This window comes from Arsenophonus endosymbiont of Aphis craccivora (assembly GCF_013460135.1).
Taxonomy (GTDB): domain Bacteria; phylum Pseudomonadota; class Gammaproteobacteria; order Enterobacterales; family Enterobacteriaceae; genus Arsenophonus; species Arsenophonus nilaparvatae.
Genome location: NZ_CP038155.1, coordinates 227,712 through 252,741, shown reverse-complemented (window position 1 = coordinate 252,741; position 25,030 = coordinate 227,712). Strand labels below are relative to the sequence as shown.

Below are 25,030 nucleotides of genomic sequence, written 5' to 3'. Positions count from 1 at the left end.
ATGGAAATTGCATTTTGTTTATACAAATATTTCCCTTTTGGTGGATTACAAAGAGATTTCATTCAGATTCTCTCTGCTTGCAAAAAACGAGGGCATCAAATACGTGTTTACACAATGGTATGGGATGGTGAAATTCCTGCTGATATTAACGTTATCATAATCCCAGTTAAAGCACATACAAATAATGGGCGTAATGAAGCATTTTATCATCAGGTCAAAACACATTTAACCCAGCATCCGGCTGATATTATTGTCGGTTTTAATAAGATGCCAGGATTAGATATTTATTATGCAGCAGATGTTTGTTATGCAGAAAAAGTTGAAAAAGAAAAAGGTTTTTTTTATAAACTGACCAAACGATACAAACATTATATTGCTTATGAAAAAGCGGTTTTTGATGCAGACAGTCACACCAAATTATTAATGCTTACCCAACATCAAATTAATGATTTTAAAAAACATTACAAAACACCTGACGCACGTTTTTATCTGTTACCACCGGGCATTGACCTTAGTAGAAAATATGACCAACAAATTATTGACGCAAAACCAATTTATCGTAAAAAAAATGCTATCTCTGAAGACCAATTTCTTTTATTACAAGTCGGTTCAGATTTTAAACGTAAAGGCGTAGACAGAACACTCAAATCAATAGCTGCCCTGCCTGACAAAATAAAAAATAAGACTATGTTAATGGTAGTAGGACAAGACTCACCTACCAGTTATCAACGGCTAGCAAAAAATTTGGGGATAGATAAACAAGTTTTATTTTTTCAGGGGCGTCATGATATAGCAGAATTGATGGCTGCTGCTGATATGTTAATCCATCCTGCCTATCAAGAAGCTGCTGGCATAGTATTAATCGAAGCCATTGCAGCGGGTTTACCAGTAATTACAACAGATATATGTGGCTATGCGTTCTATATCAAACATGCATATTGTGGCATAGTAATAGATGAGCCTTATAAGCAAAAAAATCTTAATAATGCTTTAACAACAAGTTTAACTAATAAATCTCTATTAAAACACTGGTCGGAATCTGCACGCCACTTTGCTGATACTCAAGATTTATACAGTTTGCCTGAAAAAGCTGCAGATATTATTTTTGGATGCCAGCATGCTTGAACTTAAACAACCTTTTAAAAACTTATGGCAAGGCAAAGATCCCTTTATAGAAATAGAAAAATTAGATGGTAAAATTTTTCGTCAATTAGAGACACGCAAAACATTATGCTTTATGCTCAATGAAAAAAGTTATTTTCTCAAAATTCATTATGGTACTACGTTAAAAGAAGTACTAAAAAATCTATTTTCTTTACGCTTACCAGTATTAGGTGCGGATAGAGAATGGAAAGCAATCCATCGTCTAACTGAGGCAGGCATTGACACTATGCATGGTAAAGCTTTCGGTCAAAAAGGAATTAATGCTTTACGCCGTAAGTCATTTATTATTACCAAAGCGCTGATTCCAACCATTAGCTTAGAAGAGTACTGCGCAAATTGGAAAAATTCAGCTCCCCAATTTAGTACTAAAAAAATATTAATTTGTCGAATGGCTGAAATAGTACGTAAAATGCATGCATGTGGTGTCAATCATCGTGATTGCTATATTTGCCATTTTTTATTACATTTGCCCTTTGACGGCGATGACAAAAAATTAAAGATTTCAATCATTGACTTGCATCGTGCCCAAATACGTCAGTATGTACCAAAACGTTGGAAAGATAAGGATTTGATTGGATTATATTTTTCATCACTGAATATTGGTTTAACCCAACGAGATATTTTTCGTTTTATTCAGATTTATTTTTCTGATAATTTAAAAAATATTCTCAACAATGAACAAAAATTGATATCGAGCGCTAATATTAAAGCAGAAATAATAAAAGAAAGAACAGTTAGGAGAGGATTATAACTCTAACCGTTTTGTTTTATAAAAAATTTCAGGAAATAGGTATAGTACATGTATTTTGACAAGCATAAAGTTATTACGCAAAAACTCTGCTTAACGCCAAATTTGCATGCTGATTGCCACCCTAAATTCCATATTGCCTATGGGGTAGACAAAAAATTTTTATATGGTTGCGGAATTTCGATAACATCAATTGCACTGCATAATATTAATAATAATCATTGTTTCCATATATTTACCGATTATTTTGATCATGAGCAAGAAACCTTGTTCGATACTCTTGCGCAACAATATAAAATTGAAATAAATATTTATTTGGTTGACGATCAGAGCTTAAAATCATTACCTAGTACTAAAAACTGGTCCTATGCCACCTACTTTAGATTCATCATTGCTGACTATTTTTCAAATAAATTAGATAAAATTTTATACTTAGATGCAGATATCATATGTAATAATAGTTTAGATAGATTACAAAACATTCACTTCAATAATAATGAAATTGCTGCAGTTGTGACAGAAAAAAATGAAAAATGGTGGCAAAAAAGAGCATTCGAATTAGAAGTAGAAAATATCTCGCAAGGATATTTTAATGCTGGATTTTTATTCATTAATCTTAATCGCTGGGCAGAAGAGGATATTTCAACGCAGGCAATGAGATTACTTAAAAATAATGCGTTAAAAAATAAATTCTCTTTTTTAGACCAAGATGTTTTAAATATTCTGCTAGCAAATAAAATAATCTATCTAACCAAAAAATATAATACTCAATATAGTATAAATTATGGTCTGAAAAGCGTTAAACATGCTGCGTTTGCTATTGATACTATTTTTATTCACTATATTGGCCCGACCAAGCCATGGCATGAGTGGGCAATATCACCTTTTTCCCAACCATTCATAAAAGCAAAAAATGCTTCCCCCTGGCAAAATAAACCGCTATTAAAAGCAGAAAGCGTACACCTTTTAAGGTATTGCGCTAAACATAAATTTAAACAAAGAAAATACCACGAAGGTTTAAAGAATTATACTCACTATTATTTAGCAAAATTTAAAATTCTCTTTAAAAGAGTTAAAGGGCTATGTTTATCATGAAGCATTTTATAAAACCAAGTTTTAATATTGCGGGGAAAAAAAATCTTCTTGAAAAGAATAAAAATTTTAACATTGCTTATGGCGTTGATAAAAATTTCCTACTTGGTGCAGCGATATCAATAAATTCCGTATTAATAAATAATATTGATACAGATTTCAATTTTCACCTATTTACTGATTATATTGATGACGAATATATACAACGTTTCCAAAAAATGATAACAAAGTATAATTCTAATATAATTATCTATCTGTTAGATGCTGAAGAATTAAAACAATTATCAACCTCAGATTTCTGGTCTTATGCCACCTATTTTAGATTAATCGCTTTTGAATATTTAAGTACAAACATAAACTCTATTTTATATCTAGATGCTGATGTTATTTGCAAAGGCAATCTAAAAGAACTATTTCAGCTAAACTTAGCGAATTCTTTTGCCGCCGTGGTACTCGATGTCAACAACATGCAGCAATCAAGTGCGACTCGACTAAAGTTAACCGATTTAAATGGCAAATATTTTAATGCCGGCGTAATCTATGTGAATTTAAAGAAATGGATTGAAAATGATTTATCCAAAAAATCATTAGAACTGGTACGCGGAACAACGAATTTTGGTAAATTAAAATACCTTGATCAAGATGCACTAAATATATTATTTCAGACGCAAAACATCTATTTATCTCGTGATTATAACTGTATATATACGTTGAAAAATGAATTGGCTTACCACGATTTATCCAAATACAAAAATACCATAACTGATAGCACCATTCTTATCCACTATACTGGCGTCACAAAACCCTGGCATACTTGGGGTATTAATTATCCGGCCAGTCAATTTTTTTTCAACTCATATATTCACTCACCGTGGAAAGATCAGCCATTAAAAATCGCAGAAAAGAGAACGGAACTACAAGAAAAATATAAGCATCTATTTTTACAACATAAATATGTGCATGGTTTGTTATGTTTAATTAAATATAAATTACTAAAAAAATAATTTTAAAGCACCTTACAGATAGGTGCTTTCTCTTAGCTAATTAATCAATTTTTTATCGCTATTCAACAAAGCCATTATAGGCATAAAAATGACAATTAAACTAATTCGTTTTTGCTAACCTTAGTGAGGAGTTATATATTTTTATTTTTTATTAATTATTTGTATTGAATTAATTATACTTTTTATATAAAAATAGCAGTAATTATTTACTGCTATTTTATTATTTATCGATTTTAATTGAGATTAAGTGTGTTCTTCCCAATCTCTGGCGCGGGAAACGGCTTTTTTCCACCCGTTATATTTATAGTTACGTTCAGTGGTTTCAATTCTAGGAGGGAATTTTTTTTCAATACGCATTTTTTCTTTAATTTCATCCAAATCTTGCCAGAAACCAATAGCTAGCCCAGCAAGTAAAGCTGCACCTAATGCGGTACTTTCACGAATAATAGGACGCTCTACGTAGGCTCCTAGGATTTCAGATTGGAATTGCATCAAGAAATTATTGGCGACAGCACCGCCATCAACACGCAATGAACTCAGGCGCATATCTGCATCTTTTTGCATCGCTTCCAGAACATCACGCGTTTGGTAGGCAATAGATTCTAATGTTGCACGAAGAATATGGTTACGATTGGCGCCGCGTGTTAAGCCAAAAATCGCACAGCGGGCGTAAGGATCCCAATAAGGAGCGCCTAAACATGTTAGAGCTGGAACGACATAGACACCGTTATTATTTTTGACTTTATTAGCGAAATATTTAGAATCGTTAGCATCATCAATTAATTTCAGTTCATCACGCAGCCATTGTATAGAAGCACCTGCCATGAAAACGGCACCTTCTAGGGCATAATTCAATTAACCTTGTGGGCCACAGGCAATAGTAGTTAGTAAGCCATGATCGGAAATTTTGGCTTTTTTGCCTGTATTCATTAATAGGAAACAGCCGGTTCCATAGGTGTTTTTATCCATTCCGGGTTGGACACATAACTGACCAAAAAGGCAGCTTGTTGATCGCAGGCCATTCCGGCTATTGGTATGCGTGTTCCACCTTTACCACCAATATTGGTTGTCCCATAAATTTCTGATGATGGACGTACTGTTAGTAATATGGCGCGTGTAATATTAAAGGCATCGAGGATTGTTTGATCCCACTCCAGCTCATGAATATTAAACAGCATAGTACGAGATGCGTTAGTATAGTCAGTAACATGGATACGCCCTTGTGTCATTTTCCATACTAGCCAAGTATCAATAGTCTCAAAGAGTAACTCGCCATTTTTTGCTCGTTCATAGGCTTCGTCAACATTTTCCAGGATCCATTTAAGTTTTGTACCGTAGAAATAAGGGTCAACTACTAAACAGGTATTTTCACGGATATATTTCTCCAGTTCTGAGTTATTACGCTTTAGTTCGGGACAGAAATCAGCAGTACGACAACATTGCCAAACAATCGCATTATAAATGGGTTTACCGGTTTTCTTTTCCCAAACTATAGTAGTTTCGCGTTGATTGGTTATACCAATTCCAGCAATTTGATCACTGAGAATATCAGAAATGGCTAATGCTTCAGCTAAAGTAGCACTTTGGGTTGCCCAAATTTTTATTGCATCATGTTCTACCCAACCTGACTTTGGGTCAATTTGAGGAAATTCACGTTGAGAAATATTAATAATATTAGCATCATGATAAAAAATAATGGTTAGTTAACTAGTGGTACCTTGATCAAGTGCGATAATATATTTTTTTGTTGTTGGTGTTTCAGTTGTAATAATAATTGTCCAATTTACTTCATATTATTTTTTTGAATTATTTTTGCGTTTATTTTTTGTTTTGATTTGCCATAGTAGGTAAATGGTAGCCAATCAGTTTGCGATAAGCAAAAGCACCGAGAATAGCGCCAACAAAAGTTGCAGTTAGGGGAATTATGCAATCAGGGAAATCTCGTCCACCGGTTAAGGCAATATCACCTCAACCAGCCAGATCAGTTATTAGTTTGGGGCCGAAATCGCTAGCAGGATTTAATGCGAAACCGGTAAGTGGGCCAAATGAACCACCAATAACTGCAATCAGAATAACAATAAGTAGTGGTGCTAGTGGGCCACGGGGTATGCCATTGTTATCATCTGTTAAACTTAATATCATACAAACAAAGATAATAGCAATAACAACTTCAACCAGAAATGCCTGTAGGACGCTAATTTGGCCTGCTGGATAAGTAGAAAAAACGCCGGCAGTAAATAAGCTTGCTGGTGAACCACGTACTATATGGTGTAATTTTTCATAATCTAGAAATAGTTCGAAGTACAACCCATAAACGAGAGCGGCAGCGACGAAGCCTCCCAGCATTTGTGCAATAATATAAGGCAGTACTTTTTTTCTATCAAAATGGGCAAATAACCAAAAAGTAACGGTAATCGCCGGATTTAAGTGCGCTCCTGAAATACCTGCCGTAAGGTAAACGGCTAGAGCCACGAAAAATCCCCAAATCATACTGATTTCCCATAAACCTAGTTGTGCGCCTGCAATACGCGTAGCAGCAACACAGCCCAGGCCAAAGAAGACCAGTAAGGCAGTACCTAAAAATTCAGAGATACATTGACCTGTTAGCGTTGGTGAAGTAATTTGACTCATATGTTTATCCTACAAAAGTATGCATACTAAGCAATAAAATTGGTTTTTTATTTGTTATTTCCTAAGGAAACTCTGAAGGAATTTATCGTTAAATGAACGTAAACTGAAATAATGGGATCAAATATGTTGGATCACTTCAAAAAAATGAGCGAAATCGCTCTGATAAAGTGATCGAACTGACATTCTAGTTGATGTATTTTTTTGCAATTAGTTGGATAAATAGAAATAATTAAAGTTAAATCGACATTTATCGAGAGCTTTCACAACTAGACAGGCGTAAGAAGGCTACTTACAATCGTAGCATTGCTAAAAAAGGGGACGAAAGAATGTCATTTGAAGTTTTTGAAAAGTTAGAAACTAAAGTTCAACAAGCTATTGAAACAATTGAGCTTTTGCAGATGGAAGTTAATGAACTTAAAGAGAAAAATAATATTTTGTATCAAGAAGTAGCGAGTGCTAAAGAGAAACATGGAACGCTGGCTCATGAAAATGAGAATTTAAAACAAGAACAGCATGCTTGGCAAGAGCGTTTACGCGGTCTATTAGGTCGAATGGAAGATGTTCAGTAATTGTCCGATATTTCATTACATTAGAAAAAAATAGCAATAAGGGCAAAATTTGTTGCCCTTATTGCTACTTAATCGATAGATATTGAATAATACAACAATGTTTGTTTTTAGCTGAAAGAGTATTAGTCTTTAATATCTTGATCGTTGTTTGACTCACCATCTAAAAGTAATGGATGCTCGGAAAGGATAATACCGGTATTATCTGCGTACAAATAATCTTCTGTAAAGAATGTGACGCCACCAAAATTGACTCGCACATCACTTTCTCCGATACCCTCACTGGTACAACCTACCGGAATGGCAGCGATTGCTTGAATACCGATATCTAATTCTGCCAATTCATCAACCTGACGTACTGCACCGTAAATAACAATGCCTTACCATTGGTTTTTCATGGCAAATTTTGCCAATTCAGCATCAATTAGCGCCTTACGTACAGAGCCGCCACCATCAACTAATAGGATCCGGCACTCCCCCTGTTCTTCCAGTAAATCGTAGATGATGCCGTTGTCTTCAAAACATTTCACTGTTACGATTTGACCACTAAATGAAGTACGCCCGTCAAAGTTAGAGAATAAAGGTTCTACCACATTCACCTCTTCTTGGTAGATATCACAAAGCTCGGCAGTATCATATTTCATAGGATTTCGGTCTATTTAAGGGAAGTTCAGTATATCCTTATCTGGTTATTTTTTGCAAAAACATAGCTGATAAAAATACTGAGAAAAATCAAAATTACAATAATTAATTTAAAATAAGTCCAACAGAAAATAGAATATTAGTCAGCAATGCCGCTTTTACCATATTTGGCTTTGTTGAATAAATCAGAATTAGCCGACAGGATGGCTCCCTCTGCTACAGCTGTTATCCGATCCTGACGCTGTGTGGCATACCCAACAACGTCATACGGTTCAGCGCTTTGACCATCGCCATTGCTTCACCTACCTGAGCCTCATAGTCATGCAGCCTCAGATGGCCACCCAGCAAAGTTTTTATGCGGAACATCGCTGTTTCTGCCACTGAACGCCGGTGATAACCCACTTTCTTTTTCCACATATCATTACTCCTGCTCAGACGCTGATTCGCCACCGCATGGTTACGTTCATGGTACTTATCCGGCCAGTATTTCGCTCCGCTTCGCGGCGGGATAAGGGGCCTGATTTTCTTTCTTAGCAACGCGTCGTGGCAGTCACAGGCGTCATAAGCACCGTCTGCTAACACTTCCCTGATTTTCCGGTGGGTTTGGTTAATCAGGCCCGGCAGTGCCTGCGCATCTGTCGTTCCGCTGAGCGATAAGTCGGCACAGATAATCTCATGATTCACACTGTCTGCTGCCAGATGAAGCTTGCGCCACACTCTTCGTCTGTCAGCCCCATGCTGCCTGACTTTCCATTCACCTTCGCCAAAGACCTTCAGACCGGTACTGTCGATGACCAGATGCGAGATTTCACCACGCGTTGGCGTTTTTATGCTGATGTTGACGCTCTTTGCTCGTCTGCTGACCAGCGAGTAGTCCGGACAGCACAGCGGCTAAGACATGAGTTTAAAAATCGAATCAACGAAGCCCTGTAATGCCCGGAGCGACAGGTTAAACACACGCTTCATCATCAGGACAGTGGTAACAGCCATATCGCTGTAGTAAAGCGGCCGGCCACGAACTTCAGGCGAAGAACTGTCAGTCCATCCAGCGATGGCCGACTCATCAAGCCAGACCGTCAGAGAACCACGTTGTCTGAGTGCCTTGTTGTACGCGGGCCAGTTGGTAATTTTAAACTTTTGCTTTGCCATGGGGACCTGATGTTGAAACGAATTTAGCGATCAGCTCCGCCAATCACCTAAAAGTTCGATTTATTCAACAAAGCCACCATATTTTCCAATAAAGGTTTCATACCCAGCGCGGTGGTATCATGGATAACTCTCTTTATGTGGTTTAGTAACATCGGTATAGCGAGCAAAAATAACCAACCCGTCCAGTGATGAAGATATAACAAGCTAAACAGAATTAAACAAAAAATGGCAATTAAGATGAGTGCCGCATGATACTTTCGAGCGCCTTTAGTGCCTAATCTAACAGCCAAGGTATTTTTACCGGCTTTAATATCATTTTCTATATCACGCATATTGTTAACGTTTAGTACTGCTACTGACAGCAATCCACAAGCGGTTGCTGGTAATAATATCATCAAATTAAAGTGGTTAGTATGCAGATAGTAAGTTCCGATCACACTTAACCAACCAAAAAAGATCAACACTGAGATGTCGCCAAGCCCCGGATATCCATAGGGTTTTTTCCCCACGGTGTAGGTGATGGCTGTTATTATAGCGATAACGCCGAGTATCAGAAAGCCAATAATATCCTTTGGCATTCGACAAGCGACTATGATCAGAGTTAAGCCACATAAACAACAAATAAAGATAGTGATTTTTAGGGCAACTTTCATTTCTGCCAGGCTAATAATTCCTTTTTTTATACCTCGTAATGGCCCCAATCGTTGCTCGTTATCACTGCCCTTAATCGCATCGCCATAATCATTCGCCAGATTGGATAGAATTTGTAGTGCAGCAGCAGTGAGTAAAGCTAATAATGCAATAGAGAGGGTAAAAGTGCCAGACCAATAAGCTAATGCAGAACCCATTATAATTGGCGCAATACCCAACGGAAGTGTTTTGGGGCGTAAACTTTCTAGCCACGCCTGTATTTGTATAGGCTTTCTTGATGTGATTAAATTCATGTAATTAATACACAAGTTTGTTGTTATAAAAATAATGGGAGGCTTAGCCCCCCATCCAAGATTATAATCAGCAAAGTTAACGACGCCAGATTATAAAATAAATCGACTCAGATCTTCATCAGCAACTAGTTCATCTAGATGCTTAGCTACGTAATCAGCGTCAATTATAATGTCTTGACCATTGCGTTCACTAGCATCGAAAGAGATGTCTTCCATCAATCGCTCAAGAACGGTATGTAATCGACGAGCACCAATATTTTCTGTTTTTTCATTTACTTGCGATGCTGCTTGAGCAATTTTATTAATACCTTCTGGCGTAAATTCAATGTTTAAACCTTCGGTTGCCATCAATGCTTTATATTGTATAGTTAAAGAGGCATTTGGTTCAGTTAAAATACGGTTAAAGTCTTCTGCCGTTAGCGCTTGTAGTTCGACTCTGATGGGTAATCGGCCTTGTAGCTCCGGGATCAAATCCGATGGGCTGGCAACCTGGAATGCACCAGAAGCGATAAACAGAATATGATCAGTTTTTACCATCCCATGTTTAGTAGAAACGGTGCAGCCTTCAACTAAAGGTATCAAATCACGTTGTACACCTTCTCGAGAGACATCAGGGCCAGACGTTTCACCACGTTTACAAATTTTATCGATTTCATCGATAAAAACAATGCCGTGTTGTTCAACTGCATCAATGGCTTGCTGTTTTAGTTCTTCTGGATTGACCAGTTTTGCTGCTTCTTCTTCGATCAATATTTTGAAGGCTTCTTTGATCTGCATCTTACGGAGTTTATGTTTTTGCCCTGCCAGATTTTGAAACATAGATTGCAATTGACTGGTCATTTCTTCCATACCAGGAGGAGCCATAATTTCAACGCCTACCGGTATAGTAGCAACCTCAATTTCAATTTCTTTATCGTCCAGCTTACCTTCTCTTAGTTTTTTACGGAAAGATTGACGTGCGGTAGAAGGTTCTACATTAGGATAAGGTTGTCCCCAATTATTTTTAGCCGGAGGTAATAAAACATCAAGAATACGTTCTTCTGCCAGTTTTTCTGCTCGGTAACGGTTTTTTTCTATAGATTGCAGGCGTACCATTTTTACAGCAGCGTCAGTCAAATCACGAATAATAGAATCGACCTCTTTACCCACATAACCGACTTCAGTAAACTTTGTTGCTTCTACCTTGATAAAGGGAGCATTAGCCAGTTTTGCCAAACGACGGGCAATTTCAGTTTTACCCACACCAGTTGGGCCAATCATCAAAATATTTTTCGGTGTTACTTCCTGACGTAGTGCTTCATCAAGTTGCATACGACGCCAACGATTACGTAGCGCAATAGCGACAGAACGTTTTGCTTTGTCTTGACCAATAATATGATTGTCCAATTCACTGACAATTTCACGAGGCGTCATTTCAGACATGTTTAAATCCTTAAGGTTTTGAAGAGAGCTCTTCAAAGTTAAAATTATGGTTGGTATAAATACAGATATCACTCGCTATATTTAACGCTTTTTCTGTAATATCACGTGCGCTCATTGTTATATTTTCTAACAATGCACGCTCAGCGGCTTGTGCATAGGCACCACCAGAACCAATAGCGCTCAAATCATTTTCTGGTTGAATAACATCGCCATTACCTGTAATGATCAATGAGCTGTTTTCATCTGCAACAGCTAAAAGCGCTTCGAGTTTTCTCAGCATACGATCAGTAAGCCAATCTTTAGACAATCCAACAGCGGCTTTCGTTAGGTGTCCTTGGTGAAGTTCTAGTTTTCGTTCAAAAAGGTCAAACAGGGTAAATACATCAGCAGTACCGCCTGCGAAGCCCGCAATAACTTTATCATTATAAAGGCGGCGCACTTTACGGACGTTGCCTTTCATGACGGTATTACCCATCACCACCAATTACAACTTGGCCATTACGGCGAACACTTACGATTTTAGTCATGAGTCAGCCCTTGGTTATTTTATTAGGGGAGTATGTAAACATACTTTTTAGGTTTTTTATGACGTAAAAAGTCAGTATTTACGCTATTAGGAATGTAAATGGGGGATAAGAATTATTTTTCAACCCTTACTTGTACGAAGAATACAGCCGGATACGCCGACAGATTTAGCTCGGTCACGTATTTTTTCTGCTGCTTCTGGATTGTAAGGCCCAAGAACTACGCGATGCCAACCTTCAGTCGAGCTAATCCTACTCTCTAAACCTGAAAAGGCCAGGTTAGCTTTAACTGATTCTGCTTGCTCCAGGTTCTTAAATGAGCCGCATTGTACCACTATTTTTTGTTGGTTATTTGTTGGTTGTTGGGGCTGTGGTGCGGGTTTTAATCGCAGAGGTGATTCTATTGGTGGGCCATTAATGATCACGTGTGAGCGGGGAACATTATCATTATTAGGCACCTCGGATAGATTTGTGGTGGGATTGCGTCTATCCGCATCAATCTGCTCAAGAAATTGATGCTGTTCATTGGTTAACTCGGTGGTGTTATTAATATTTGATTTAGTTGAGTGGTTAAAGTTTGGTAGATCAGAGCCCCGCTTTTCCAGCTCTTTTATGTAACGCCACCGTTCTTCTGGTTTAGGAGGTAGACTGTTGACTGGCTGATTGCTGTTAGGTGAGGTTGTTTTGTTAAGCACAGGAACGCGTTTATTTTGCGTAATGTAATATAAGCCACCAATAAAGACAATTACGATGGAAATAGCGACAGCAAGGGTTGTTTTCGGCAATCCTTGATTTGACTTTTTTTTGCCTGCATGCTTATTTTGACGGGGCGTTGTGCGCCCTCGTCTTACGTAATCTTTTTGTGCCACTTTTCAATTCGCTAATTAATAAAAAAGTTACATTAATTCGTTATATGTTACTTAACCTAATCACTTTTGACTAGTTTTTAGGTGGACACACACTATCACGGATAATTAAATGGCAGTCTAGCAGTTTTGCATTTTTATCTATTCCGTGGCCTTCGATTTTCGCTAAAAGTAGTAACATTGCCTGGCGACCAATTTCAAAGCGAGGTTGCTCGATTGTGGTGAGAGCGGGTTCACTATATTGTGCAAAATTGAGATTGCCACATCCAATAATAGATCAATCTCTTGGTAATGTTAGCCACATACGTTTGGCCTGTCATATAGCACCAATAACCATAATATCATTATGGCAAAAAATTGCGCTAGGTGGCTTAGTTAATGCAAAAAGTTTTTTTATGCCTTCAGCTCCACCTTGGTAACTAAAATCACTATTAATAATATATTCCTGTTGCACCTTATTACCAGCCCGCTGTATCGCTTGAGTGTAACCTTGCAAACGATATTGGCAAGATAGAATGGTTTCTGGGCCTGTTATGCAAGCAATATATTTATGACCCAGTTTTTGTAAATAGTTAATTGCATTAAAAGAGTAGGTTAGATTATCAATATTTATAGTAGCAAAATTGAATTCAAGTACAAATTCATTTGCAACAACTATTGGCGGTAAATTTTTTAGTTTTCTATTGGCGAGTGAAAACGGAATATCAGAATTGAGTAACACAATGCCATCAATTTGTTGGCTAATAAATATATCAATAAGAGTGTGTTGTTGTTTTTTATAATGTTTACAATCACCAATCAGTACCATATATCCTTGTTCAGCAGCTACTTGTTCAATACCACTAATAATATCAGGACAAATAGGACTGGTAATATCGGGTATAGCAACAAAAATAGTTTTAGCTTTGCTTGATTTGGTATTTTTTGTCAGACAATAGGTATCATAACCCGTTTTCAACGTAGCTTGTTCAACCTTCTGGCGCGTCTGGCCTAGTGAGTGCTCGTGAAACGGTTGCAGTAGACACGCCTGCTGCGTTAGCAACATCCTTCATCGTTGCGTTGTGGTGATTTATCTTTTGTTCCATATCTCCACCTTGCATACTTCAATGACTAATTAAGTCTATTTAATCAATGCATTTACTTATCTTAATCACTTTGCCAGCAAAATTTGTAAATAAATTTGTCTGAATCGTTCAATTAGATTTATTTATATAAGGCTTTGTTGAATAAATCAGAATTAGCCGACAGGATGGCTCCCTCTGCTACAGCTGTTATCCGATCCTGACGCTGTGTGGCATACCCAACAACGTCATATGGTTCAGCGCTTTGACCATCGCCATTGCTTCACCTACCTGAGCCTCATAGTCACGCAGCCTCAGATGGCCACCCAGCAAAGTTTTTATGCGGAACATTGCTGTTTCTGCCACTGAACGCCGGTGATAACCCACTTTCTTTTTCCACATATCATTACTCCTGCTCAGACGCTGATTCGCCACCGCATGGTTACGTTCATGGTACTTGTCCGGCCAGTATTTCGCTCCGCTTCGCGGCGGGATAAGGGGCCTGATTTTCTTTCTTAGCAACGCGTCGTGGCAGTAACAGGCGTCATAAGCACCGTCTGCTGACACTTCCCTGATTTTCCGGTGGGTTTGGTTAATCAGGCCCGGCAGTGCCTGCGCATCTGTCGTTCCGCTGAGCGATAAGTCGGCACAGATAATCTCATGATTCACACTGTCTGCTGCCAGATGAAGCTTGCGCCACACTCTTCGTCTGTCAGCCCCATGCTGCCTGACTTTCCATTCACCTTCGCCAAAGACCTTCAGACCGGTACTGTCGATGACCAGATGCGAGATTTCACCACGCGTTGGCGTTTTTATGCTGATGTTGACGCTCTTTGCTCGTCTGCTGACCAGCGAGTAGTCCGGACAGCACAGCGGCAAAGACATGAGTTTAAAAATCGAATCAACGAAGCCCTGTAATGCCCGTAGCGACAGGTTAAACACACGCTTCATCATCAGGACAGTGGTAACAGCCATATCGCTGTAGTAAAGCGGCCGGCCACGACCTTCAGGCGAAGAACTGTCAGTCCATCCAGCGATGGCCGACTCATCAAGCCAGACCGTCAGGGAACCGCGTTGTCTGAGTGCCTTGTTGTACGCGGGCCAGTTGGTAATTTTAAACTTTTGCTTTGCCATGGGGACCTGATGTTGAAACGAATTTAGCGATCAGCTCTGCCAATCACCTAAAAGTTCGATTTATTCAACAAAGCCTTTATATAATAGCTTCGCACAAAACTAATTTTATTTGCTTCAATAGGTGTAAGTAGATGATTAATAGCAGCGACTAATTTTCAGTTGGATCAACATCGATATTCCATTTTACTTTTCGACTTTCAGGGTATGCCATAATTTCAGGTAAAATATGCGAAAGGAATTGTTGTAAATAGGAGCGCGAAGGATGCTGGAGTAGTAATTGCCAACGGAAACGGCCTGCCCGCTTAGCTTGGATCGCCGGTGTAGGACCCATTAACCAAAGTTGTGAGTCGCGCATGGTATGTTGTTCTATATATTGGCGGAACTTGTTTAAAAAATCAGGTGCCGATTGATTATGATGATCTTCTGAACGGATCATGATATGACTGCTATGTGGTGGCAAAAAAACATCACGTCGTTCCGCTAGTGTTTCTGTCGCGAACGCGTTATATCCTTTTTCTAATAATGTCGCTAATAATGGATGTTCAGGGTGGTAGGTTTGTAGGATCACTTCACCATGTTTACCGGCCCGCCCAGCCCGTCCAGATACTTGGATATAAAGCTGAGCAAATCTTTCGGTTGCCCGATAATCACTGGAAAAAAGTGCGCCATCTACATTCAGTAGGGCGACCAGAGTAACATCAGGAAAATGGTGTCCTTTCGCTAGCATTTGGGTGCCGATCAAAATTCGAGCACCACCTGTATAGACAGTTGCTAGCTGTTTTTCTAATGCGCCTTTCCGCCGAGTGGTATCTCTGTCAACGCGGGTAACCGGTATATTAGGAAAAAGCTGGTTAATAGCTTCTTCTAACTGTTCAGTTCCTAAACCGACAGGGAGCAGATGCGTTGAGCCGCAGTGTGAGCATTGTATTGGGATTGGCAGTTGACTATCACAGTGGTGGCAACTTAGCTGACGTTGATGATGGTGTAGTGTGTAATAATGATCACAACGTGAACACTCGGCAATCCAACCACAATCATGGCAAATTAATGTTGGTGAGTAACCGCGGCGATTTAAAAATAGCATCACTTGATTATTTGCTGCCAGATGATCTTCAATACGCTGTATTAATGTTCTTGACATACCATATTTTAATGGCTGGCCTTTTAAATCACGTAAATGTTGACTTGCCGGTTTGGCATTTCCAGCTCGTTGGGTTAGATCTAGACGGTGATATTTTCCTTGTTCAATATTATAAAGACTTTCTAACGAAGGTGTTGCAGTACCCATAATAATTGGAATGTTATCTTTTTTGGCACGAAAAACAGCCAGATGACGGGCATGATAACGCCATCCATCTTGTTGTTTGTAAGAGTTGTCGTGTTCTTCATCAATAATGATCAAGCCAAGATTGGCAAAGGCAGTGAATAATGCGGAGCGCGTGCCAATTACAATAGCACTGTGTCCCTTTTGTGCCCGCAACCAGACCGTCAGTCGTTCACTATCATTTAATGCGGAATGCAGCACATCAACAGGCGCATTAAATCGCTCACTAAATCGTTGGATAGTTTGGGGAGTAAGACTAATTTCAGGTACCAGGACTAATGCTTGTTTACCTTGTGCTAAAACATTTTCAATCACACTGAGATAGACTTCTGTTTTACCAGAACCCGTGATCCCCACTAATAACCAAGGCATAAATGTTGACAGAGAACTTATTGCCGCTACTGCTGTTGACTGTTCTAGGTTAAGTTGTGGTTTTTCACCACAAAGATGAAAATCAGTATGCCAGTTTTCCATTTTTGGTTGGATGGGTAATAGTTGAATCAAGGCGCTCTTTTTTAATGCTTGTAGTGCACTTTCACTCAATTCGTATTCTGTTATTTGATGACTATAAAGGGGCTGTTGCTGTAGTAATGCGAGCGCCTGTTGTTGTTTTGGCGCTCTTTTAAGCTGGTTTGGGGCAAAAATTTTACCTTGCTGGGTGATTTGCCATTGCCATAGCGGAGAAAATGTTGCCGCTTTTCCTTGCCGCAGTAACACTGGTAGTGCATGAAATAGTACTTCACCAATCGGGTGATGGTAATACTGAGATGCCCAAAGTAGCAATGACCATAAACTGTCAGAAAATAACGATTCTTGATCTAACACTTGTTCAATGGTTTTTAATTGTTCACTACTGAGCTCACTATTTTGATTATGCGATAATACAATACCTAAGGTAGTACGCTTGCCAAATGGCACCAATACCCGGCAACCTTTAGCTGGTAAAGGAAGATTGGATTGGTAATCAAAAACGCGCATTAGCGGAACAGGGAGCGCCACTTGAACAATAGCCATTATTAAATGTTCCTAATCATTGTCATACAGCTTATTTATAAGACACATAAAGATAGAGTATCACATTATTTGAATAGATTTCATTGCGCTATAAACAGATTTTCTGTATTATCCGCCACCTTTGTTAGTAATTTTGATTAAACACTATTCTTAATCGATTTGACGTATGGTGTCTAGCGTTAGGGTTAGATAGCGATGCGGCCTAAGTAGAGGTTTTCTATGAAAAAAGATATTCACCCTAAATATGAAGAAGTTACTGCGACTTGTTCTTGCGGTAATGTAATGAAAATTAAATCAACTGTTAATCATGATCTGAATTTGGATGTTTGTGGTAAATGTCATCCATTCTATACAGGTAAACAGCGTGATGTGGCTGCCGGCGGCCGTGTTGATCGCTTCAAGCAGCGATTCAATATTCCAGGCATGAAAAAATAATAATGGCTCAATGATACAAGCCAAAATCATGCTTATAATATAGGAGTAACACTTCGCTTAATATCGGGGTGTTACTGTTATATAAAACCAAATTTGTTGAATTAAAAACAATTAAACTAAGAATATTTTTACAAAAAACTTTAGTTATTTGATCTTTAAAGAATAAGACAAATAATTAATATTCAATATTCCCATGTATCTGGATCAATACCTTTTTGGCGCATAACGATTTTTGCTGCTTCTGGAATCTCATCATCACGTTCTTTACGTAAATCATCGTCATTTGGCAACGGTTGCCCAGTGAAGGCGTGTAAAAACGCTTCACATAGCAATTCACTGTTTGTTGCATGGCGTAAATTATTAATTTGTCTACGAGTGCGCTCGTCTGTCAAAATTTTAAGTACTTTTAATGGGATAGATACTGTGATCTTTTTTACTTGCTCGCTTTTTTTACCATGTTCAGCATAAGGGCTAACATAATCACCATTCCACTCAGCCATGGGATACCTTAAGTTAAGTCAATCAATAGAAGAATTTAGTTGCTGTATAAATATAGCCTTAATTGGTAAAAATTTGTTTAATAAGTTTCTAATATTCTATCGTTTATTGTCCGGTGTAATATTGATAATTATCCCATTACTTGATTTAAACGTAAAGTATTTTGGATTTCCAGATGTATTAACATCTTCATGTCCATTTGGTTATATTTGATTATCTTTTTAATTTTTTTAGTGAATAGATATTATGTTAGTTGAACCAATAATGTTAACCATATGTCATTGGTTAAGTGATATATTAGCAGGGTATTATTTGATGTAAGCTAGCAACTACCAATAAAAATTTATTAAGTTTTTCAGTAGCTATTGAAGATTTAGGTAATGCGTTTCAGCTAGTAGCGAAGAGGTAACTTTTTATCATGAATGCAGTGACAGCGGGAGCAGTAAAATATCACCATCGTCAATTACATAAATTTGGTGGTAGTAGTTTGGCTGATGTGAAATGTTATCAGCGAGTCGCTAATATCATGGCAAATTATAGCCAGCCAGGTGAGTTAATGGTGGTATCTGCGGCAGGAACAACAACCAATTAGTTAATTGATTGGCTGAAATTAAGTCAAACAGATAGTGTTTTAGCCAATCAGGTACAGCAGGCAATTCGCCGTTATCAACAAGATCTTATAATTGGGCTATTACCTGACAAAAAAGCACAGATAGTAAAGTCGGCTTTTTTAGCTGAGCTTGATCGTTTAAGCACGTTAGTAGATAAACCAAGTCATGCTGATGTTTATGCAGAAATTGTTGGCCATGGAGAAATTTGGTCTGCGCGTTTGATGTCAGCGGTATTAGAAGAATTCGGTTTGGCTAGTCATTGGTTAGATGCACGGCTTTTCTTGCGTGCAGAGTTTGCAGCTCAACCTCAAGTAGATGAAACCCTATCACGCCCATTATTACAACAGCTTTTGCAACAACATGCCAATAAACGGTTGGTAGTAACGGGTTTTATTGCCCAAAGTAAACAAGGTAAAACGGTATTACTAGGGCGTAATGGTAGTGATTATTTAGCAACCCAAGTGGGGGCGTTAGCGGAGGTTAATAAAGTAACTATCTGGAGTGATGTTGCGGGTGTATACAGTGCTGATCCACGCAAAGTCAAAGATGCTTGTTTACTGCCACTCTTACGCCTTGATGAAGCTAGTGAATTAGCGCGTTTAGCGGCACCAGTGCTTCATACTCGCACTTTACAGCCAATTTCAGTCACTAATATTGATTTACAACTTAGATGTAGTTATCAGCCTGAGCAGGGTTCGACAAAAATAGAGCGTGTTTTGGCATCAGGTACGGGTGTCAAAATTGTTACCAGCCATGATGATGTTTGTCTGGTCGAATTAATCGTGGCAACTCAGCAAAATTTTAGCCAAATCTATAAAGATATCGATTTATTACTAAAGCGAAATCAATTGTGGCCATTAGCGATTGGTTTACATCCAGATCGAAAATTGATCCAGTTATGTTATAACTCTGAAGTTGCTGCTAGTGCTCTAGCGCTATTAAAGGAGATGGTGGTAGTAGAAAAATTATCATTACGTGATCATTTTTCTTTAGTGGCAATTGTCGGGGCGGGCGTTGGTAAAAATCCCCTGCATAGTCATCGTTTCTATCAACAATTAAAAGATCAACCGGTTGAATTTATTTAGCATTCTGAAGAAGAAATAAGCCTGGTTGCTGTTTTGCGCGCAACTCAAACATCACATTTGGTTCAGGGATTACACCATAGCTTATTTCGGGCGGAAAAACGTATTGGCTTGGTTCTGTTTGGTAAAGGTAATATTGGTTCTCGCTTGCTGGAATTATTTGCTACCGAGCAAAAAACGATTTCCGCTCGTAGTGATTTTGAATTTATTCTGGCAGGTGTAGTCGATAGTTGCCGTAGCTTGTTAAATTATGAGGGCATCGATCCAAGTAGAGTATTAGCTTTTTTTGATCATGAAGCCACAATCCATCAAGATGAAGCGCTTTTTCTTTGGATGCGAGATCATCCGTTTGATGATCTGGTTATATTGGATATAACAGCCAGTGACTTATTAGCCAAAAGTTATCTTGATTTTGCGAGTTACGGTTTTCATCTAATCAGTGCTAATAAGATAACCGGCGCTCTAGCGAGCGATGACTACCGTCAGATCCGTGATGCTTTTGCAAAAACAGGTCGATACTGGCTGTATAACGCGACAGTCGGGGCGGGATTACCAATAAATTATACTGTCCGTGATTTAAAAGAGAGTGGTGATAATATCTTTTATATTAGTGGTGTTTTTTCTGGTACCTTATCTTGGTTATTTTTACAATTCGATGGCACGGTACCGTTTACTCAATTGGTTGAGCAAGCTTGGCAGCAAGGCTTAACCGAGCCAGATCCACGAATTGATCTTTCTGGGCAAGATGTGATGCATAAATTGATCATTTTGGCACGTGAAGCGGGCTATGAAATTGAACCTGAACAGGTACGAGTTCAGTCATTAGTTCCCGCCGAAGCTGCAGCCGGTGATCTGGATGCGTTTTTTGAAAATAGTATTGTCATTAATGAACAAATGGCACAACGTTTCCAGGCTGCTCAGGAAATGGGCATGGTGTTGCGTTATGTTGCTCGCTTTGATGCCACTAAGAAACGCGCCAAAGTCGGTGTTGAAGCTGTTCTGCCTGATCATCCATTGGCCGCCTTATTACCCGGTGATAATGTTTTTGCCCTAAAAAGTCGTTGGTATCGTGATAATCCGTTAATAATTAGGGGGCCTGGTGCTGGACGTGATGTGACGGCGGGCGCAATTCAGTCTGATCTTAATCGCTTATCACAATTGATTTGATCGCCATAATAACAGCATAATATCTTTGCTTCTACATTAATTCATAGTCAACAAAAGCAGAGGAGTTATTCCTCTGTTTGTTGGTGAAGTCTTTTCGATGGTTAACAATATTGGCTAGCTAGTCATTCATTCAACAATTTCCTGAAATTGCACCCTACCTTGCACTGAAATAATCTTTATAGTGGCAATCAGTCAATTATAAAATTTTATAAAGATGCCATACTTTTTGATCTAGATTTAGATTTGATGATAAAGCAGATATCCGTTATATGATCAGATAGTGTTATTATTTGGCGATTCTATTTTTAGCGTGAGAATGAGAAAAGGTAATTATCGACTGATAAAATAGTCTCAACTTCAATAATGCATAAGTAAGCTTTTAGCCAGTGAAAGTTAGGGAGTCTTAATGGATCAACAATATTCCGCGATGCGCAGTAATGTCAGCATGTTAGGTAAATTATTAGGTGATACAATTAAAAATGCTTTGGGTGAGGATATTTTAAATAAAGTAGAATCTATCCGTAAATTATCAAAATCTTCTAGGGCAGGAAATAAAGCACAAAGTCAAGCTTTATTGAAAACATTACAAAATCTCTCTAATGATGAACTTCTTCCTGTTGCCAGGGCATTTAATCAATTTCTTAATCTAGCCAATGTCGCAGAGCAATACTATAGCATTTCTCCTCATGGTGAGGCATCTAGTAATCCTGAGGTATTAGCCAAGCTTTTTACTCGCTTAAAGGAAAAAATTTACTAATAAGGTGATAACAAAAGCGATCGATGAATTATCAATTGAATTAGTATTAACTGCCCATCCAACAGAAATTGCGCGCCGCACTTTAATTCACAAATTGATTGAAGTGAATACCTGTCTGGCACAGTTAGATCATGATGATTTAGTGGATTATGAACGTAATAATATTATGCGACGTTTACGTCAATTAATTGCACAGTGCTGGCATACCGATGAAATCCGTAAAAATCGCCCTACACCGATTGATGAAGCTAAGTGGGGATTTACGGTAGTTGAAAACTCATTATGGGAAGGGGTTCCTGCTTTTTTACGTGAACTGAATGAGCAGCTTGAAACCAGTTTGACGATTAATTTGCCTGTTGACACTAATTTGATCCGATTCACTTCCTGGATGGGAGGAGATCGTGACGGTAATCCCTTTGTTACTGCCGAAGTCACCCGAGAAGCGCTTTTACTAAGTCGCTGGAAAGCGGCTGAACTTTTTTTAGCTGATATTCAAATCTTGGTCTCTGAGTTATCGATGTCAGAAGCAACGGCTGAACTTCGACAATTAGCCGGTGGTGATGATATTGATGAGCCTTATCGCCAGATTGGCTTTGTTGAATAAATCAGAATTAGCCGCCAGGATGGCTCCCTCTGCTACAGCTGTTATCCGATCCTGACGCTGTGTGGCATACCCAACAACGTCATACGGTTCAGCGCTTTGACCATCGCCATTGCTTCACCTACCTGAGCCTCATAGTCACGCAGCCTCAGATGGCCACCCAGCAAAGTTTTTATGCGGAACATCGCTGTTTCTGCCACTGAACGCCGGTGATAACCCACTTTCTTTTTCCACATATCATTACTCCTGCTCAGACGCTGATTCGCCACCGCATGGTTACGTTCATGGTACTTATCCGGCCAGTATTTCGCTCCGCTTCGCGGCGGGATAAGGGGCCTGATTTTCTTTCTTAGCAACGCGTCGTGGCAGTAACAGGCGTCATAAGCACCGTCTGCTAACACTTCCCTGATTTTCCGGTGGGTTTGGTTAATCAGGCCCGGCAGTGCCTGCGCATCTGTCGTTCCGCTGAGCGATAAGTCGGCACAGATAATCTCATGAGTCACACTGTCTGCTGCCAGATGAAGCTTGCGCCACACTCTTCGTCTGTCAGCCCCATGCTGCCTGACTTTCCATTCACCTTCGCCAAAGACCTTCAGACCGGTACTGTCGATGACCAGATGCGAGATTTCACCACGCGTTGGCGTTTTTATGCTGATGTTGACGCTCTTTGCTCGTCTGCTGACCAGCGAGTAGTCCGGACAGCACAGCGGCAAAGACATGAGTTTAAAAATCGAATCAACGAAGCCCTGTAATGCCCGGAGCGACAGGTTAAACACACGCTTCATCATCAGGACAGTGGTAACAGCCATATCGCTGTAGTAAAGCGGCCGGCCACGACCTTCAGGCGAAGAACTGTCAGTCCATCCAGCGATGGCCGACTCATCAAGCCAGACCGTCAGGGAACCGCGTTGTCTGAGTGCCTTGTTGTACGCGGGCCAGTTGGTAATTTTAAACTTTTGCTTTGCCATGGGGACCTGATGTTGAAACGAATTTAGCGATCAGCTCCGCCAATCACCTAAAAGTTCGATTTATTCAACAAAGCCGTTTATTATCGTAATACCAGCGCCACTGATTATTGGGTTTTCTTTTCATTTATCACCCCTAAATCTGATCACACTATTTACAAGCTTAAAATCCATACTCATTAAAATTAAGATAAAAAGTACTTCTATAAAATAAATAATAGAAAAAATTTCGAGTTTTTACGTAAAGATATTCAAAGAAAATCATGAATTTAATAAATTATCAGATTACAAAATAAATATTAATATATAAAAAAGCAGTCAATTTTTTATAATCATAAATTAAAATTAAAATTAAAATTAAAATTAAAATTAAAATTAAAATTAAAATTAAAATTAAAATTAAAATTAAAATTAAAATTAAAATTAAAATTAAATATAATTAACAATATTTTTAATTAATTTAGGACCGTGATAAATAAATCCGGAATAAACTTGTAACAATGATGCCCCTGCTGCCAATTTTTCTCTTGCTGCAACCAAAGAATCAATTCCACCTGCAGCCATGATTGGCAACTGTCCTTTTAACTCCTTGGTTAGCAACCGCACAATTTCAGTGCTTTTCAATTGCACAGGTCGGCCGCTCAATCCACCAGCTTCTTCTGAATACCTTAATCCTTTCACTAAATTCCGATCTAAAGTTGTATTTGTGGCCACAACGCCATCAATCTGGTGGCGAATTAAGCTATTGCTAATTTGAATAATCTCTTTTTCGGTTAAATCAGGCGCAATTTTTACCACCACAGGAACATACTTTTGGTATTGTTGTGCTAATAAGTGTTGTTTATTTTTAATTGACTGCAATAAATCATCCAATGCTTCACCATATTGTAACAATCTTAAATCTGGCGTATTAGGTGAAGAAATATTGACAGCAATATAACCTGCATATGAATAAATTTTTTCCATGCAAATTAAATAATCGTCTTTACCCTGTTCAATCGGTGTATCTTTATTTTTGCCAATGTTAATCCCAATAATACCGTCGTACTTCACTTTTTTAACATTCTCAACCAGGTTATCAACACCTAGATTATTAAATCCCATGCGGTTGATAAGCCCTTCAGCTTCAACCAGACGGAACAGCCGAGGTTTTTCATTACCAGGTTGTGGGCGAGGTGTAACCGTCCCTATTTCTACGAAACCAAATCCCATCGCGCCAAAAGCATCAATACATTCACCATCTTTATCAAGACCGGCCGCTAATCCCAATGGATTCTTAAATGTCAATCCCATACAAGTCGTTGGCTTAAAATTGACCGACTGCTGGATCAAAAACTTAAGTGGCGAATGCATGATATATTTAAGCTGCCGGAAGGTAATTTCATGAGCTTGCTCTGGATTTAAGCGAAATAGCGCCTTTCTGATAAGGGGATAAAACATTAGCTGTACCTTTTTTTGATATATAATGTAAATTATTTAGTCGTAGAAACCATTTGCCGTTTTTTATTCTAAAAAAACAGTCTATTGCTAAATTTATCAGCAAATCTCAATGGTATGTACAGATGATCATGATAATTTAAATATGCCTAATATGACACTGCTTTTTATCATTTAAGTTTTTAAAAATAA

General features: G+C 38.6%; 15 protein-coding genes and 8 pseudogenes. 9 read left to right on the top strand and 14 right to left on the bottom strand.

The genetic code is table 11. The features are described 5' to 3' along the window. Genes E3U36_RS01280 through E3U36_RS01265 form a run of 4 tightly spaced genes read left to right on the top strand, consistent with a single transcriptional unit; the run spans position 1 to position 4,008 of the window. The gene (locus E3U36_RS01280; RefSeq protein WP_180816839.1) at positions 1-1,125 is read left to right on the top strand and encodes a glycosyltransferase family 4 protein; all 1,125 of its coding nucleotides are present in this window, start codon (positions 1-3) and stop codon (positions 1,123-1,125) included. After that, a complete protein-coding gene (rfaP, locus tag E3U36_RS01275; protein ID WP_180816838.1) occupies positions 1,118-1,915 on the top strand; it encodes a lipopolysaccharide core heptose(I) kinase RfaP in 798 nt (265 codons plus the stop codon). Before E3U36_RS01280 ends, rfaP begins: the two co-directional genes overlap by 8 nt. Positions 1,916-1,963: 48 nt before the next feature. Then, the gene (locus tag E3U36_RS01270) at positions 1,964-3,007 is read left to right on the top strand and encodes a glycosyltransferase (RefSeq protein WP_180816837.1); all 1,044 of its coding nucleotides are present in this window, start codon (positions 1,964-1,966) and stop codon (positions 3,005-3,007) included. Further along, positions 3,004-4,008, top strand: coding sequence for a glycosyltransferase family 8 protein (locus E3U36_RS01265; RefSeq protein WP_180817487.1), 1,005 nt, complete (start codon positions 3,004-3,006; stop codon positions 4,006-4,008). Before E3U36_RS01270 ends, E3U36_RS01265 begins: the two co-directional genes overlap by 4 nt. Positions 4,009-4,251: 243 nt before the next feature. Here E3U36_RS01265 and glpK read toward each other — a convergent pair. Both glpK and E3U36_RS01255 read right to left on the bottom strand, forming a co-directional pair. Further along, positions 4,252-5,705: pseudogene (gene glpK, locus E3U36_RS01260) on the bottom strand (glycerol kinase GlpK). 121 nt (positions 5,706-5,826) lie between these two features. Then, positions 5,827-6,639, bottom strand: a pseudogene (locus E3U36_RS01255) (MIP/aquaporin family protein). A gap of 326 nt (positions 6,640-6,965) precedes the next feature. Between E3U36_RS01255 and zapB the strand changes: the two are divergent. Beyond that, a complete protein-coding gene (gene zapB, locus E3U36_RS01250) occupies positions 6,966-7,208 on the top strand; it encodes a cell division protein ZapB (protein WP_032116028.1) in 243 nt (80 codons plus the stop codon). A 122-nt stretch (positions 7,209-7,330) separates the two neighbouring features. On the opposite strand, the pseudogene rraA reads toward zapB, so the two are convergent. The 8 genes and pseudogenes from rraA to E3U36_RS01210 form a co-directional block, all read right to left on the bottom strand. Next, a pseudogene (rraA, locus tag E3U36_RS01245) lies at positions 7,331-7,849 on the bottom strand (ribonuclease E activity regulator RraA). A gap of 223 nt (positions 7,850-8,072) precedes the next feature. Continuing rightward, a pseudogene (locus E3U36_RS01240) lies at positions 8,073-8,996 on the bottom strand (IS5 family transposase). Positions 8,997-9,043: 47 nt separating this feature from the next. Continuing rightward, positions 9,044-9,940, bottom strand: a complete 897-nt coding sequence (locus tag E3U36_RS01235) for a 1,4-dihydroxy-2-naphthoate polyprenyltransferase (protein ID WP_180816836.1) — start codon at positions 9,938-9,940, stop codon at positions 9,044-9,046. A 90-nt stretch (positions 9,941-10,030) separates the two neighbouring features. Continuing rightward, positions 10,031-11,362 (bottom strand): ATP-dependent protease ATPase subunit HslU, encoded by a 1,332-nt coding sequence (hslU, locus tag E3U36_RS01230; RefSeq protein ID WP_180816835.1) that lies wholly within the window; start codon positions 11,360-11,362, stop codon positions 10,031-10,033. A 10-nt stretch (positions 11,363-11,372) separates the two neighbouring features. Beyond that, positions 11,373-11,889, bottom strand: a pseudogene (gene hslV, locus E3U36_RS01225) (ATP-dependent protease subunit HslV). Between the two features lie 119 nt (positions 11,890-12,008). After that, positions 12,009-12,755 (bottom strand): SPOR domain-containing protein, encoded by a 747-nt coding sequence (locus tag E3U36_RS01220; RefSeq protein ID WP_180816834.1) that lies wholly within the window; start codon positions 12,753-12,755, stop codon positions 12,009-12,011. 70 nt (positions 12,756-12,825) lie between these two features. Continuing rightward, positions 12,826-13,837 (bottom strand): annotated as a pseudogene (cytR, locus tag E3U36_RS01215) (DNA-binding transcriptional regulator CytR). Positions 13,838-14,023: 186 nt separating this feature from the next. After that, on the bottom strand, positions 14,024-14,947 hold the full coding sequence (locus tag E3U36_RS01210) for an IS5 family transposase (protein ID WP_180816833.1): 924 nt from the start codon (positions 14,945-14,947) through the stop codon (positions 14,024-14,026). On the opposite strand from E3U36_RS01210, the gene E3U36_RS01205 reads away from it, so the two are divergent. Continuing rightward, positions 14,941-15,078, top strand: coding sequence for a hypothetical protein (locus E3U36_RS01205; protein ID WP_180816832.1), 138 nt, complete (start codon positions 14,941-14,943; stop codon positions 15,076-15,078). The two genes, E3U36_RS01210 and E3U36_RS01205, sit on opposite strands and share 7 nt — an antisense overlap. A 17-nt stretch (positions 15,079-15,095) precedes the next feature. Here E3U36_RS01205 and priA read toward each other — a convergent pair whose 3' ends face one another. Next, a complete protein-coding gene (gene priA, locus E3U36_RS01200; protein WP_180816831.1) occupies positions 15,096-17,285 on the bottom strand; it encodes a primosomal protein N' in 2,190 nt (729 codons plus the stop codon). Between the two features lie 219 nt (positions 17,286-17,504). On the opposite strand from priA, the gene rpmE reads away from it, so the two are divergent. After that, a complete protein-coding gene (rpmE, locus tag E3U36_RS01195) occupies positions 17,505-17,720 on the top strand; it encodes a 50S ribosomal protein L31 (RefSeq protein ID WP_032116035.1) in 216 nt (71 codons plus the stop codon). A 182-nt stretch (positions 17,721-17,902) separates the two neighbouring features. On the opposite strand, the gene metJ is transcribed toward rpmE, so the two are convergent. Further along, the gene (metJ, locus tag E3U36_RS01190) at positions 17,903-18,220 is read right to left on the bottom strand and encodes a met regulon transcriptional regulator MetJ (protein WP_180816830.1); all 318 of its coding nucleotides are present in this window, start codon (positions 18,218-18,220) and stop codon (positions 17,903-17,905) included. A gap of 416 nt (positions 18,221-18,636) precedes the next feature. On the opposite strand from metJ, the pseudogene E3U36_RS01185 reads away from it, so the two are divergent. Further along, positions 18,637-21,078, top strand: a pseudogene (locus E3U36_RS01185) (bifunctional aspartate kinase/homoserine dehydrogenase II). Positions 21,079-21,484: 406 nt separating this feature from the next. After that, positions 21,485-22,424: pseudogene (locus E3U36_RS01180) on the top strand (phosphoenolpyruvate carboxylase); the annotation flags it as partial. A gap of 56 nt (positions 22,425-22,480) precedes the next feature. Here E3U36_RS01180 and E3U36_RS01175 read toward each other — a convergent pair. Next, on the bottom strand, positions 22,481-23,404 hold the full coding sequence (locus E3U36_RS01175; RefSeq protein WP_180816509.1) for an IS5 family transposase: 924 nt from the start codon (positions 23,402-23,404) through the stop codon (positions 22,481-22,483). A gap of 426 nt (positions 23,405-23,830) precedes the next feature. After that, on the bottom strand, positions 23,831-24,841 hold the full coding sequence (gene pyrD / locus E3U36_RS01170) for a quinone-dependent dihydroorotate dehydrogenase (RefSeq protein ID WP_180816829.1): 1,011 nt from the start codon (positions 24,839-24,841) through the stop codon (positions 23,831-23,833). Positions 24,842-25,030 lie beyond the last annotated feature (189 nt).

What these genes read in the sequence shown, in the direction of transcription:
- E3U36_RS01280 (WP_180816839.1), top strand. Translation starts at nt 1, where the DNA reads ATGGAAATTGCATTTTGTTTATACAAATATTTCCCTTTTGGTGGATTA.
- rfaP (WP_180816838.1), top strand. Translation starts at nt 1,118, where the DNA reads ATGCTTGAACTTAAACAACCTTTTAAAAACTTATGGCAAGGCAAAGAT.
- E3U36_RS01270 (WP_180816837.1), top strand. Translation starts at nt 1,964, where the DNA reads ATGTATTTTGACAAGCATAAAGTTATTACGCAAAAACTCTGCTTAACG.
- E3U36_RS01265 (WP_180817487.1), top strand. Translation starts at nt 3,004, where the DNA reads ATGAAGCATTTTATAAAACCAAGTTTTAATATTGCGGGGAAAAAAAAT.
- zapB (WP_032116028.1), top strand. Translation starts at nt 6,966, where the DNA reads ATGTCATTTGAAGTTTTTGAAAAGTTAGAAACTAAAGTTCAACAAGCT.
- E3U36_RS01235 (WP_180816836.1), bottom strand. Translation starts at nt 9,940, where the DNA reads ATGAATTTAATCACATCAAGAAAGCCTATACAAATACAGGCGTGGCTA.
- hslU (WP_180816835.1), bottom strand. Translation starts at nt 11,362, where the DNA reads ATGTCTGAAATGACGCCTCGTGAAATTGTCAGTGAATTGGACAATCAT.
- E3U36_RS01210 (WP_180816833.1), bottom strand. Translation starts at nt 14,947, where the DNA reads ATGGCAAAGCAAAAGTTTAAAATTACCAACTGGCCCGCGTACAACAAG.
- priA (WP_180816831.1), bottom strand. Translation starts at nt 17,285, where the DNA reads ATGGCTATTGTTCAAGTGGCGCTCCCTGTTCCGCTAATGCGCGTTTTT.
- rpmE (WP_032116035.1), top strand. Translation starts at nt 17,505, where the DNA reads ATGAAAAAAGATATTCACCCTAAATATGAAGAAGTTACTGCGACTTGT.
- metJ (WP_180816830.1), bottom strand. Translation starts at nt 18,220, where the DNA reads ATGGCTGAGTGGAATGGTGATTATGTTAGCCCTTATGCTGAACATGGT.
- E3U36_RS01175 (WP_180816509.1), bottom strand. Translation starts at nt 23,404, where the DNA reads ATGGCAAAGCAAAAGTTTAAAATTACCAACTGGCCCGCGTACAACAAG.
- pyrD (WP_180816829.1), bottom strand. Translation starts at nt 24,841, where the DNA reads ATGTTTTATCCCCTTATCAGAAAGGCGCTATTTCGCTTAAATCCAGAG.